12 protein-coding genes are annotated in these 12,403 nt (G+C 72.6%); 7 read left to right on the top strand and 5 right to left on the bottom strand.

The annotated features are described in order from the left end of the window. The first annotated feature begins 176 nt into the window (after positions 1–176). Positions 177–305, top strand: a complete 129-nt coding sequence (locus tag AC07FV_RS01375; protein WP_479083819.1) for a hypothetical protein — start codon at positions 177–179, stop codon at positions 303–305. Positions 306–447: 142 nt separating this feature from the next. On the opposite strand, the gene AC07FV_RS01370 is transcribed toward AC07FV_RS01375, so the two are convergent. Continuing rightward, complete coding sequence (locus tag AC07FV_RS01370; RefSeq protein ID WP_479083818.1) at positions 448–1,065, bottom strand: TOPRIM nucleotidyl transferase/hydrolase domain-containing protein; 618 nt, start codon at positions 1,063–1,065, stop codon at positions 448–450. A 92-nt stretch (positions 1,066–1,157) separates the two neighbouring features. Further along, positions 1,158–2,111: an RNA polymerase sigma-70 factor gene (locus AC07FV_RS01365; RefSeq protein WP_479084863.1), complete on the bottom strand. Its 954-nt coding sequence runs from the start codon at positions 2,109–2,111 to the stop codon at positions 1,158–1,160. 183 nt (positions 2,112–2,294) lie between these two features. On the opposite strand from AC07FV_RS01365, the gene AC07FV_RS01360 reads away from it, so the two are divergent. From AC07FV_RS01360 to rbsD, 6 genes are all read left to right on the top strand, one after another. Further along, on the top strand, positions 2,295–2,783 hold the full coding sequence (locus AC07FV_RS01360; protein ID WP_479083817.1) for a carboxymuconolactone decarboxylase family protein: 489 nt from the start codon (positions 2,295–2,297) through the stop codon (positions 2,781–2,783). Positions 2,784–2,983: 200 nt separating this feature from the next. Then, positions 2,984–4,069: a LacI family DNA-binding transcriptional regulator gene (locus AC07FV_RS01355; RefSeq protein WP_479083816.1), complete on the top strand. Its 1,086-nt coding sequence runs from the start codon at positions 2,984–2,986 to the stop codon at positions 4,067–4,069. Beyond that, complete coding sequence (locus tag AC07FV_RS01350) at positions 4,066–5,655, top strand: sugar ABC transporter ATP-binding protein (protein WP_479083814.1); 1,590 nt, start codon at positions 4,066–4,068, stop codon at positions 5,653–5,655. Before AC07FV_RS01355 ends, AC07FV_RS01350 begins: the two co-directional genes overlap by 4 nt. Beyond that, a complete protein-coding gene (locus tag AC07FV_RS01345) occupies positions 5,645–7,600 on the top strand; it encodes an ABC transporter permease/substrate-binding protein (protein WP_479083813.1) in 1,956 nt (651 codons plus the stop codon). The genes AC07FV_RS01350 and AC07FV_RS01345 overlap by 11 nt, the downstream gene beginning before the upstream one ends. A 112-nt stretch (positions 7,601–7,712) precedes the next feature. Next, positions 7,713–8,618, top strand: coding sequence for a ribokinase (locus AC07FV_RS01340; protein WP_383640639.1), 906 nt, complete (start codon positions 7,713–7,715; stop codon positions 8,616–8,618). Next, the gene (gene rbsD / locus AC07FV_RS01335) at positions 8,615–9,004 is read left to right on the top strand and encodes a D-ribose pyranase (RefSeq protein ID WP_479083812.1); all 390 of its coding nucleotides are present in this window, start codon (positions 8,615–8,617) and stop codon (positions 9,002–9,004) included. The genes AC07FV_RS01340 and rbsD overlap by 4 nt, the downstream gene beginning before the upstream one ends. Positions 9,005–9,199: 195 nt before the next feature. On the opposite strand, the gene AC07FV_RS01330 is transcribed toward rbsD, so the two are convergent. From AC07FV_RS01330 to AC07FV_RS01320, 3 genes are read right to left on the bottom strand one after another with little or no spacing between them, the layout of a single operon-like run. After that, positions 9,200–10,060, bottom strand: coding sequence for a sugar phosphate isomerase/epimerase family protein (locus AC07FV_RS01330; protein WP_479083810.1), 861 nt, complete (start codon positions 10,058–10,060; stop codon positions 9,200–9,202). Continuing rightward, positions 10,057–11,208 (bottom strand): dihydrodipicolinate synthase family protein, encoded by a 1,152-nt coding sequence (locus AC07FV_RS01325; RefSeq protein ID WP_479083809.1) that lies wholly within the window; start codon positions 11,206–11,208, stop codon positions 10,057–10,059. The genes AC07FV_RS01330 and AC07FV_RS01325 overlap by 4 nt, the downstream gene beginning before the upstream one ends. Beyond that, on the bottom strand, positions 11,205–12,356 hold the full coding sequence (locus tag AC07FV_RS01320) for a Gfo/Idh/MocA family protein (protein ID WP_479083807.1): 1,152 nt from the start codon (positions 12,354–12,356) through the stop codon (positions 11,205–11,207). Before AC07FV_RS01320 ends, AC07FV_RS01325 begins: the two co-directional genes overlap by 4 nt. Positions 12,357–12,403: the final 47 nt, after the last annotated feature.

Below are 12,403 nucleotides of genomic sequence, written 5' to 3'. Positions count from 1 at the left end.
GGCGGGGTGCCCTTTCGGGCCGTGGACGGTGAAAACGTCGAAGTCCGGCGGTACGGCAGGGACGGCTAGCGGCGGGGCGGCTTGAGGACTTCGAGGAACGGGGGCGAAGGCCTCGGCCGGTCGGGGCGTGGGTCGCGGACCCCGGGCCACCTCGGCCGCCGGTCGCGTTCGGGCGGGTGGAGGATCTGGAGGAGGGGCGGGGGCCGGCGCTGGTGCGGGCGGGCGCCGACGTGTGGGGCCGGCGTCCGCTGGCCGGACACGGCAACCGGGGCACATACGTGTGGTGCGAGTTGGCCGCCGCCTGACCTGGCCCGGGTGCCAGTACTCCCCTCGAAGACGAGGACATTCATCAGCCGACTGTCATCCTTGTGCTCACATGAGCCCCTGAAGTACAGACAGGCCTCAAGTGCTCACGGTTCTGCGACAGGAGGTCGTAGGGCGCCGGTGTCAGAGGCCCGCGAAGAGCCCCGAGAGCGGAGCGGGAACGCGGGCGGGGTCCAGCGCCTCGACGAGGACACGGCCGTAGTGGATCTTGCGGCCCTTCTTGGTGCCGAAGAAGCGGCGGAGCTGCTGCTGGGCCGTGCGATCCTGCTGGGCGGGCTGGCGGAGGAAGGTCTGGAGGGGGCGCAGGTCGCCCTCGGCCTCGACCAGTTCCTTCACCCGCGTCACCCCCAGCGCGCGGATCAGCTCGTCCTCCAGGTCGGCCGCGCAGACGAAGAGACCGCCCGGCGCCGCCTCCGCCCGGTCGAGGGCACGGACGTAGAAGCCCTGCTCCCGCTCGTCGCACAGGCCCGTCAGCCGCAGGTCCAGGCCGGACGGTCCCAGGAGGGTGGCGAAACGGCCGACGCTCATCGCGCCGCCCATCGGCAGGACGCAGATCCCCTCCGCCGCGAGGTCCCGGCCGCGCCGCGCGGCCAGCGCGTCCACCGCCGCCGAGTCGCTCGGCCCCTCGAGGAGGACGGCGGTGCGGACCGACAGCCGCTCCGCCCACTCGCGCGCCGGCCCGCCGGGGCCACCGGCCGCCCACGCGGTGACCGCATCCCGGAACGCCCCCATGTCCGCCATGGCACGAGTCTCCGCCCTGGCGGGTCCCGACGGAAGTGGATATCGCGGCTCGCGGGCGCCGCGGACGGGCGCCCGGGACAACGACTCCGCCGTCAGCGGCCCAGCGCGGTCTCCCGGCGCATGTGCGAGAGCTTCTCGGGGTTGCGCACGGCGTAGAGGCCGGTGATGAGGCCGTCGTCGAAACGCATCGCCAGCACCGTGTCCAGCTCGCCGTCGAGGTGGAGGACGAGCGCCGGGTAGCCGTTGACCTCGGCGGGCTCCAGTGAGACCGCCGCTCCCTGCTTGACCAGCCCGCCGACCATGAGGCGGGCCACCTTCGCGGCCCCCGTGACGGGCCGCAGCACGGCCTGCTTGATGCCGCCGCCGTCGCCCACGAGCACCACGTCCGGTGCGAGGACGTCGAGCAGGCCCTGCACGTCCCCGGTCGTCACGGCCCGCCGGAACGCGGAGAACGCGTCCCGGGTCTGGGTCGGGGAGACGGACCCGCGCGGCCGGCGCGCCGCCACGTGCGCACGGGCCCGGTGGGCGGTCTGCCGGACCGCGTCCTGGCTCTTGCCCACGGCGTCGGCGATCTCGTCGTACCCGAACTCGAACACCTCGCGCAGCACGAACACCGCCCGCTCGGTCGGCGCGAGCGTCTCCAGGACCAGCATCATCGCCATCGAGACACTGTCGGCCAGTTCCACGTCCTCGGCCACGTCGGGCGTCGTGAGCAGCGGCTCGGGCAGCCAGGCGCCCACGTAGGACTCCTTGCGGCGGCCGAGCGTCCGCAGCCGGCCCAGCGCCTGCCGGGTGGTGATGCGGACCAGGTACGCGCGCCGGTCGCGGACCGTGTCGAGGTCCACGCCGGACCAGCGCAGCCAGGTCTCCTGGAGGACGTCCTCCGCGTCGGCGGCCGAGCCGAGCATCTCGTAGGCGACGGTGAAGAGCAGGTTGCGGTGGGCGACGAAGGCCTCCGTGGCGGGGTCCGCGCGTCCGTCCTCGCCTGCTGCTCCGTGCGTGTCGTTCTCGGCGTTCTCGGCGTGCCCGTCGTGCTCGCTCATCATCGGCTGCTTCCGCTCGTCCGCTTCCCACGGTGTCACGCGCACAGGACGCCGGCCACCGCCGTTCTGTGACACCAGGCCTCGGTGGGTCTCGTCACATCCGTGCCCCGTCACAGAGGCGGGGCGGTCGGCATCTTGTGGTCGTCAGCACGGCTTGAGCACGGCTTCACGAGTGAGGACGAGATCATGGAACCCCGTTTCAACCTGTTCGAGAACGAGATCGGCAACAAGTTCGCCAAGCGGTTCGCGGGCACCGCCCTGGTGCTCCAGCAGTCGTCGTTGCCGCACGCCACGCAGGAGCTGATGTCGCTGCGCGCCAGCCAGATCAACGGCTGCGGCCACTGCATCGACATGCACACCAAGGAGGCCGAGGCAGCCGGCGAGAGCCCGGTGCGGCTCCATCTGGTCGCCGCCTGGCGCGAGTCCACGGTGTTCACCGAGGCCGAGCAGGCCGCGCTGGCGCTCACCGAGGAAGGCACCCGGCTCGCCGACGCCCACCAGGGCGTCTCCGACGAGACCTGGACCCAGGTGCGCAAGCACTACGACGACGACCAGATCGCCGCGCTGGTCTGCCTGGTCGCCCTGATCAACGCGGCCAACCGCATGGCCGTCATCACGCACCAGAAGGGCGGCTCCTACGAGGCGGGCATGTTCAAGGCCGCTCTCGAGCACTGAGCCGAGCCGACCGGCACCCCCTCCGGCCCGGCCCCGGGCCTTCGCTCCGGGGCCGGGCCGCGGCATGGGCGGCGCTGCCGTGACGTGATCCGCCCCCGGTCACGATTGAGTTTCGTCACATCCTCCCCCTCTTGCCAACCCCTCGTGTAATCGATTCCAATCCCTCATGTAATCGATTCCACGAGGAGGTGGAACCGGCGATGGCGAGCATCAAGGATGTCGCCGCCGAGGCGGGCGTGTCCGTCGCGACGGTCTCGCGGGCGCTCAACGGCCACCCGTCCGTCAGCGCGGACGCACGGGCACGTGTACTGGCCGCCGTCGAGGCGCTGGGCTACCGGCCGAACGCCGTCGCCCGGTCGCTGCGCACCGACCAGACCCGCACCCTCGGCCTGGTCATCAGCGACGTCATGAACCCGTACTTCACCGAGCTGGCCCGCTCCGTCGAGGAGGAGGCCCGCGCCCTCGGCTACAGCGTCATCATCGGCAACGCCGACGAGCGTCCCGACCTGCAGGACCACCACGTCACGACGTTGCTGGACCGCCGTATCGACGGGCTGCTCGTCTCCCCCACCGACGGCGGCTCCCCGCGGATGCTGGACGCCGCGCGGGCCGGGACGCCGATGGTCTTCGTCGACCGGTGGATCCCGGGCGTGGACGTGCCCGTCGTCAGGTCGGACGGGCGCGCGGCCGTCCGGGACCTCGTGGCGCACCTGCACGGCCTCGGGCACCGGCGGCTCGCCATCATCGCGGGCCCCGCCGCCACCACCACCGGACGCGAGCGCGTCGACGCCTTCCGCGAGGCGCTCGGCGCGTACGGACTCCCGCTCCCCGACGCCTACATCGGGCAGGGCGACTTCCAGGCCGACAGCGGACGCCGGGTCACCGAGGGCTTCCTCGACCTGCCCGAGCCGCCCGAGGTCGTCTTCGCCGCCGACAACCTGATGGCGCTCGGCGCGCTGGACGCCGTACGGGCGCGCGGCCTGCGGGTGCCCGAGGACATCGCGCTCGCCGCGTTCGACGACATCCGCTGGTTCGTGCACACCGATCCGCCGGTCACGGCGATCGCCCAGCCCACGCGGGATCTCGGGCGGGCCGCCGTGCGCGCGCTGGTCGACCGGATCGGGGGGCGGGCCGGAGAGTCGGTCACCCTCCCCGCGCGGCTGGTGATCCGCCGCTCCTGCGGCGAGACGGCCCACGACCGAGAACCCCCGGCCGAGTCCCCCTCCCCCGCCCAGTCCCCGACCGGGCCCCCGTCCCCGTCCCCCGTACGAAGGAGTACGCCGTGAGCAGCCGCAGTCCGGACGAGTTGCTGCGCATCGAGGGCATCCGCAAGACCTTCCCCGGCGTGGTCGCGCTCGACAGTGTCGACTTCGACCTGCGCCGGGGCGAGGTCCACGTGCTGCTCGGTGAGAACGGCGCGGGCAAGAGCACCCTCATCAAGATGCTCTCCGGCGCCTACACCCCCGACGCCGGGCGCATCCTGGCCGACGGCGAGGAGGTGCGCATCCACGGTGCGCAGGACTCCGAGCGGCTCGGGATCGCCACCATCTACCAGGAGTTCAACCTGGTGCCCGATCTCTCGGTCGCCGAGAACATCTTCCTGGGGCGGCAGCCGCGCCGCCTCGGGATGATCGACCGGAAGAAGATGGACGCGGACGCCGAGGTGCTGCTGAAGCGGGTCGGCGTGCACGTGTCGCCGCGGGCGCGGGTGCGTGAACTGGGCATCGCGCGGCTCCAGATGGTCGAGATCGCCAAGGCGCTCAGCCTGGACGCGCGGGTGCTCATCATGGACGAGCCCACCGCCGTGCTCACCTCCGACGAGGTCGAGAAGCTGTTCGCGATCGTGCGGCGGTTGCGCGAGGACGGGGTCGGCATCGTCTTCATCACGCACCACCTGGAGGAGATCGCCGCCCTCGGCGACCGGGTCACCGTGATCCGGGACGGCCGCAGCGTCGGTCAGGTACCGGCCTCGACGCCCGAGGACGAGCTGGTGCGGCTCATGGTCGGGCGGTCGATCGAGCAGCAGTACCCGCGCGAGCGCCCCGGTGCCGGCGAGGCCCTGCTCAAGGTCGAGGGGCTGACCCGCGACGGTGTCTTCCACGACGTCGGCTTCGAGGTGCGCGCCGGTGAGGTGGTCGGCATCGCCGGCCTCGTCGGCGCCGGGCGGACGGAGGTCGTGCGGGCGGTGTTCGGCGCCGACCCCTACGACTCCGGGACGGTGCACGTCTCGGGCGTCCGGCTCCGGGGGCACGACGTGAACGCCGCGATGGCGGCCGGGATCGGTCTCGTCCCCGAGGACCGCAAGGGTCAGGGGCTGGTGCTGGACGCCTCCGTCGAGGAGAACCTCGGACTGGTCACCCTCCGGTCGACCTCCCGCGCGGGACTCGTCGACCTCAAGGGGCAGCACGAGTCGGCGGAGCGCATCGCCGGGCAGCTCGGCGTGCGGATGGCCGGGCTCGGCCAGCACGTGCGCACCCTGTCCGGCGGCAACCAGCAGAAGGTCGTCATCGGCAAGTGGCTGCTGGCGGACACCAAGGTGCTGATCCTCGACGAGCCGACGCGCGGTATCGACGTCGGCGCCAAGGTCGAGATCTACCAGCTCATCAACGAACTGACGGCCGCCGGTGCCGCCGTGCTCATGATCTCCAGCGACCTGCCCGAGGTGCTGGGCATGAGCGACCGGGTCGTGGTCATGGCGCAGGGCCGCGTGGCCGGTGAACTCCCCGCCGAGCAGGCGACCCAGGACGCCGTGATGGCGCTCGCCGTCAGCACGCCCCAGACCACCGGCTCCCAGGGCGCCGGCTCCCAGGGCGACACCTCCCACGACAACACCCCCCACAGCGACGGAACGGAGGCCTCCGGTGGCCACTGACACGCTCAAGAGCAAGCCGGGCGCGCAGGGCGCCCCGGGCGGTGTGCGCCGCCTGCTGCTGGAGAACGGCGCGCTGACCGCGCTGATCGTCCTCGTCATCGCCATGTCGGCGCTGTCCGGGGACTTCCTGACCGCCGACAACCTGCTGAACGTCGGCGTCCAGGCGGCCGTGACGGCGATCCTCGCCTTCGGCGTCACCTTCGTCATCGTCTCGGCGGGCATCGACCTGTCGGTCGGCTCGGTCGCCGCGCTGTCGGCCACCGTGCTGGCCTGGAGTGCGACCGAGGCCGGGGTGCCGGTCTTCCTGGCCGTGCTGCTGGCGGTCGCGACGGGCATCGCGTGCGGCCTGGTGAACGGTTTCCTCATCTCGTACGGGAAGCTGCCGCCGTTCATCGCGACACTCGCCATGCTGTCGGTCGGGCGCGGTCTGTCGCTGGTCATCTCGCAGGGTTCGCCGATCGCCTTCCCGGACTCGGTCTCCCACCTCGGTGACACGCTCGGCGGCTGGCTGCCGGTGCCGGTCCTCGTGATGATCGTGATGGGTCTGATCACGGCCTTCGTCCTCGGCCGCACCTACATCGGCCGCTCGATGTACGCCATCGGCGGCAACGAGGAGGCCGCACGGCTGTCCGGGCTGCGGGTGAAGCGGCAGAAGCTCGCCATCTACGCCTTCTCCGGCCTGTTCGCGGCCGCCGCGGGCATCGTGCTCGCCTCCCGGCTCTCCTCCGCGCAGCCGCAGGCCGCGCAGGGTTACGAGCTGGACGCCATCGCCGCCGTCGTCATCGGCGGTGCCTCGCTCGCGGGCGGCACCGGCAAGGCGTCGGGCACGCTGATCGGCGCGCTGATCCTCGCGGTGCTGCGCAACGGCCTCAACCTGCTGTCCGTCTCCGCCTTCTGGCAGCAGGTCGTCATCGGTGTCGTCATCGCGCTCGCGGTGCTGCTGGACACCCTGCGCCGCAAGGCGGGGGCGACCACTCCGGCGGCCGGCGCGTCCGGCGGGGGCAACCGGGGCAAACAGGCACTCACCTACGTCATCGCGGCCGTCGTCGCCGTCGCCGTGGTCGGCGCGACCTCGCTGCTGCACGGCGGGTCCTCGGACGGGAAGAAGCAGAAGGTCGGTCTGTCGCTCTCCACCCTCAACAACCCGTTCTTCGTGCAGATCCGGGCGGGCGCCGAGGAGCAGGCGAAGAAGCTGGGCGTGGACCTGACGGTCACGGACGCCCAGAACGACGCCTCCCAGCAGGCCAACCAGTTGCAGAACTTCACCAGCGAGGGCCTGTCCTCGATCATCGTCAACCCGGTGGACTCCGACGCCGCGGGCCCCTCGGTGCGCTCGGCGAACAAGGACGACATCCCCGTCATCGCCGTGGACCGCGGCGTCAACAAGGCGGACACGTCGGCGCTGGTCGCCTCCGACAACGTCGAGGGCGGTGAGCTGGGCGCCAAGGCGCTCGCCGAGAAGCTCGGCGGCAAGGGCACCATCGTCATCCTCCAGGGCCAGGCCGGCACCTCCGCCAGCCGGGAGCGCGGGGCGGGCTTCGCGGCCGGCCTCAAGGAGTACCCGGGCATCGAGGTCGTCGCCAAGCAGCCCGCGGACTTCGACCGCACCAAGGGCCTGGACGTGATGACGAACCTGCTCCAGGCGCACCCCGACGTCGACGGCGTCTTCGCCGAGAACGACGAGATGGCGCTCGGCGCGATCAAGGCGCTGGGTTCCAAGGCAGGCAAGTCCGTGCAGGTCGTCGGCTTCGACGGCACGCCGGACGGGCTCAAGGCGGTGCGGGACGGCTCGCTGTTCGCATCCGTGGCGCAGCAGCCTCGGGAGCTGGGCAGGATCGCCGTGGAGAACGCGTTGCGCGCCGCCGACGACGAGAAGGTCGAGAAGATGGTGAAGGTGCCGGTGAAGGTGGTCACCGAGGAGAACGTGGCCGGCTTCGAGGGCTGACGCGGGCGGACGGGCGCGCGGGAGTGCGCGCGGGCGGGTGGTCCCGGTGGCCGCCCGCCCGCCTCACTCGGATGCAGGTGCACGGGGTTTCACTCGGATCGGAGAGCGATTCATGTACGACTACGACCTCCTGGTGGTGGGGTCGGCCAACGCCGACCTCGTGATCGGCGTGGAGCGGCGGCCGGCCGCCGGTGAGACGGTGCTCGGCTCCGACCTGGCCGTCCACCCGGGCGGCAAGGGCGCGAACCAGGCGGTCGCCGCCGCCCGGCTCGGTGCCCGTACGGCCCTGCTGGCCAGGGTCGGCGACGACGACCACGGGCGGCTGCTGCTGGACTCGCAGCGGACGGCCGGTGTCGACACGGTCGGCGTGCTGGTGGGCGGGGCGCCGACCGGCGTCGCGCTGATCACCGTCGACCCGTCGGGGGACAACAGCATCGTGGTCTCGCCGGGCGCGAACGGCCGCCTGGCCCCCGGTGACGTGCGCGCCGCCGCGAGCCTCTTCCACGCCTCCCGGGTGGTCTCCGTCCAGTTGGAGATCCCGCTGGAGACGGTCGTGGAGGTGGTCCGCAGTCTCGCGCCGGGCACCCGGTTCGTGCTGAACCCGTCGCCGCCGCGCCCGCTGCCGCAGGAGGTGCTGGCCGCCTGCGACCCGCTGATCGTCAACGAGCACGAGGCGAAGGTGATCCTCGGCGACGCGCGGGCCGGTGAACGCCCCGAGGACTGGGCGCGCGTCCTGCTGGCCAAGGGCCCGCGTTCGGTGGTCGTGACCCTCGGCGCCGAGGGCGCGCTGGTGGCGTCGGCGGCCGAGGGCGTCTCCCGCGTCGACGCGGTGAAGGTGGACGCCGTGGACACGACGGGCGCGGGCGACGCGTTCACCGCGGCGCTGGCCTGGCGGCTCGGCACGGGTGAGTCGCTCGCCCGGGCGGCGGCGTACGCGGCCCGGGTCGGCGCGGCTGCCGTCACGAAGGCCGGGGCGCAGGCGTCCTACCCGACGGCGGCGGAGGCCGAGGCGCTGTGAAGAAGGCCGGGATACTCAACCGTCACCTCTCCGGTGCCCTGGCCGCCCTGGGCCACGGCGACGAGGTCCTGGTGTGCGACGCGGGCATGCCGATCCCGGACGGCCCGCGCGTCGTGGACCTCGCCTTCCGCGCCGGGGTGCCGTCCTTCGCCGAGGTACTGGACGGGCTCCTCGACGAGCTGGTGGTGGAGGACGCGACGGCGGCGACCGAGATCCGCGGGGCCAACCCGGAGGCGGCCGCGCTGCTGGACGCCGGCCTGCCCGCCCTCACGCTGGTCCCGCACGAGAGGCTGAAGGAACTCTCGGCGCGGGCACGGCTGGTGGTGCGCACCGGGGAGGCCCGGCCGTACGCGAACGTGCTGCTGCGCTGCGGGGTCTTCTTCTGACGCACCGGGGAGGCGGCCCGGGGAGAGCCCCCTGGGATCACCCGGAACACTTCGAGGGGGCACGGTCGTCGACCGTGCCCCCTCGGGTTTCCCCTCCCCTTCAGAACCCCGTGATCCCCCCCGGGTCCCCCACAGGGGTTCTGATGCCCGGTACGACCCCCGGGGCGGCGAAAGGGTTGCACGGGTCGCCGAACTTTATTTTCCGGCCCCCGCCTCCCGCGCCTCTCCCGTGTGCTCCGCGAACCGGGCCGCCGTCTCGGCCAGTACCTCGCGGCCGTCCCGGGCCCACAGCCCCTCGTTGAACAGCTCCACCTCGATGGCGCCGGTGTAGCCGGCCGCGTCCACGTACCCCTTCCACTCCCGCATGTCGATCGCTCCGTCGCCGATCTGGCCGCGGCCGTTGAGCACGCCCTCGGGCAGCGGGGTCGTCCAGTCGGCGAGCTGGAAGGTGTGGATGCGGCCGCCCGCGCCCGCCCTGGCGATCTCCCGCGGCGCCCGGTCGTCCCACCAGAGGTGGTACGTGTCGACGGTGACGCCGACCTGGTGGGCCGGGAAGCGTTCGGCGAGGTCCAGGGCCTGGGTGAGCGTCGAGACCACGCAGCGGTCGGCGGCGTACATGGGGTGCAGGGGCTCGATGGCGAGCCGGACGCCGTGCCGTTCGGCGTAGGGGGCCAGCTCCGACAGGGCGTCGGCGATGCGTTCGCGGGCGCCGTGCAGGTCCTTGTCGCCGGCCGGCAGGCCGCCCGAGACGAGGACGAGGGTGTCGGTGCCGAGGACGGCGGCCTCGTCGACGGCGCGGCGGTTGTCGGCCAGGGCATGCGCGCGCTCGTCGGCGTCGGTGGCCGTGAGGAAGCCCCCGCGGCACAGGGTGGTGACGGTGAGGCCCGCGTCGCGGACCAGTTTCGCCGCCGCCTCGACGCCGTACGCCTGGACGGGTTCGCGCCACAGGCCCACGTTGCCGATGCCCAGGTCGCGGCAGGCGCCGGTCAGTTCGGGCAGCGGGAGCTGCTTGACCGTCATCTGGTTGATGCTGAAGCGCGCGAGGTCCGCGGTCATGGGGTCACTCCGTACAGGTGCAGCAGGGTCCTCATGCGTTCCTCCGCGAGCTTGGGGTCGGGGAAGAGACCGAGGCCGTCGGCGAGTTCGTAGGCGCGGGCGAGGTGCGGCAGGGAGCGCGCCGACTGGAGGCCGCCGACCATCGTGAAGTGGGACTGGTGTCCGGCCAGCCAGGCGAGGAGGACCACGCCCGTCTTGTAGAACCGGGTGGGCGCCTGGAAGAGGTGGCGGGAGAGTTCGACGGTGGGGTCGAGGAGGGCGCGGAAGCCCTCGGTGTCCCCCGTGTCGAGAACGCGGACCGCCTCCGCCGCGAGCGGCCCGAGCGGGTCGAAGATGCCGAGCAGGGCGTGGCTGAAGCCCTGTTCGTCACCGGCGATCAGCTCGGGGTAGTGGAAGTCGTCGCCGGTGTAGCAGCGCACGCCCCGCGGCAGGCGGCGGCGCAGGTCGACCTCGCGCCGGGCGTCGAGGAGGGAGACCTTGATCCCGTCGACCTTGTCGGGGTGGGCGGCGATGACCTCCAGGAAGGTGTCCGTGGCCGCGTCGAGGTCGGCGGAGCCCCAGTAGCCCTCCAGGGCCGGGTCGAACATCGGGCCGAGCCAGTGCAGGATCACCGGTTCGGCGGCCTGGCGCAGGAGGTGGCCGTAGACCTCCAGGTAGTCCTCGGGGCCCCGGGCCGTCGCGGCGAGGGCGCGGGAGGCCATCAGGATGGCCTGGGCGCCCGACTCCTCGACGACGGCGAGCTGTTCCTCGTAGGCCGCCCGGACCTCGGCGAGGGTGCCGCCGGTGAGCTGGTCGGTGCCGACGCCGCAGGCGATCGGGCCGCCGACCGCCTTCGCCTCCGCGGCGGACCGGCGGATCAGCTCCGCCGCACCCGCCCAGTCCAGGCCCATGCCGCGCTGGGCGGTGTCCATCGCCTCGGCGACGCCCAGGCCGTGGGACCACAGGTGGCGGCGGAAGGCGAGGGTGGCGTCCCAGTCGACGGCGGCGGGCCCGTCGGGCGTGGTGTCCGCGTACGGGTCGGCGACGACGTGCGCCGCCGAGAAGACCGTACGGCTGGAGAAGGCGCCTGAGCCCGTCGGGGCGAAGGGCTCGGTGCGGGGCTCGTAGGGGCGCAGGCGTCCGTCGGCGCCGGGCAGGTGCAGGGTCACAGGGTGATCTCCGGTACGTCGAGGCGGCGGCCCTCCGCCGAGGAGCGCAGGCCCAGCTCGGCGAGCTGCACGCCGCGGGCGCCGGCCAGCAGGTCCCAGTGGTAGGGGGCGTCGGCGTAGACGTGCTTGAGGAACAGCTCCCACTGGGCCTTGAAGCCGTTGTCGAAGTCGCCGTTGTCCGGGACCTCCTGCCACTGGTCGCGGAAGACCTCGGTGGCGGGGATGTCCGGGTTCCACACCGGCTTGGGGGTGGCGCTGCGGTGCTGGACCCGGCAGTCGCGCAGACCGGCGACGGCGGAGCCCTCGGTGCCGTCGACCTGGAACTCGACGAGTTCGTCGCGGTGGACGCGGACCGCCCAGGAGGAGTTGATCTGGGCGATCGTGCCGCCCTCCAGCTCGAAGACGCCGTAGGCGGCGTCGTCGGCGGTGGCGTCGTAGGGCTTGCCGTTCTCGTCCCAGCGCTGCGGGATGTGGGTGGCGGTGAGCGCCTGGACGGACTTCACCCGGCCGAACAGCTCGTGCAGCACGTACTCCCAGTGCGGGAACATGTCGACGACGATGCCGCCGCCGTCCTCGGCGCGGTAGTTCCACGAGGGGCGCTGGGCGTCCTGCCAGTCGCCCTCGAACACCCAGTAGCCGAACTCGCCGCGCACCGACAGGATGCGGCCGAAGAAACCGCCGTCGATGAGGCGCTTGAGCTTCAGCAGGCCCGGCAGGAAGAGCTTGTCCTGCACGACGCCGTGCTTGATGCCGGCGGCGTTCGCCAGCCGGGCCAGCTCCAGGGCGCCGTCGAGGCCGGTGGCCGTCGGCTTCTCCGTGTAGACGTGCTTGCCCGCGGCGATCGCCTTCCGGATCGCCTCCTCTCGGGCCGAGGTGACCTGGGCGTCGAAGTAGACGTCCACCGACGGGTCGGCGAGGACCGCGTCGACGTCGGTCGACACGTGTTCCAGGCCGTGCCGTTCGGCCAGCGCCCGCAGCGCGTGCTCGCGGCGGCCCAGCAGGATCGGCTCGGGCCACAGCACGGTGCCGTCGCCGAGGTCGAGGCCGCCCTGTTCGCGGAGGGCCAGGATGGAGCGGACGAGGTGCTGGCGATAGCCCATGCGCCCGGTCACACCGTTCATGGCGATACGCACCGTCTTGCGTGTCACGTCGTTCCCTTCGAAGCGAGCAATGCGGGGAGGAGTCCAGCAGTACA

It is taken from the genome of Streptomyces sp. NPDC045956 (genome assembly GCF_056430705.1).
The sequence above is the reverse complement of the archived record's forward strand: the minus strand, read 5'-3'. Positions and strand labels throughout refer to the sequence as shown.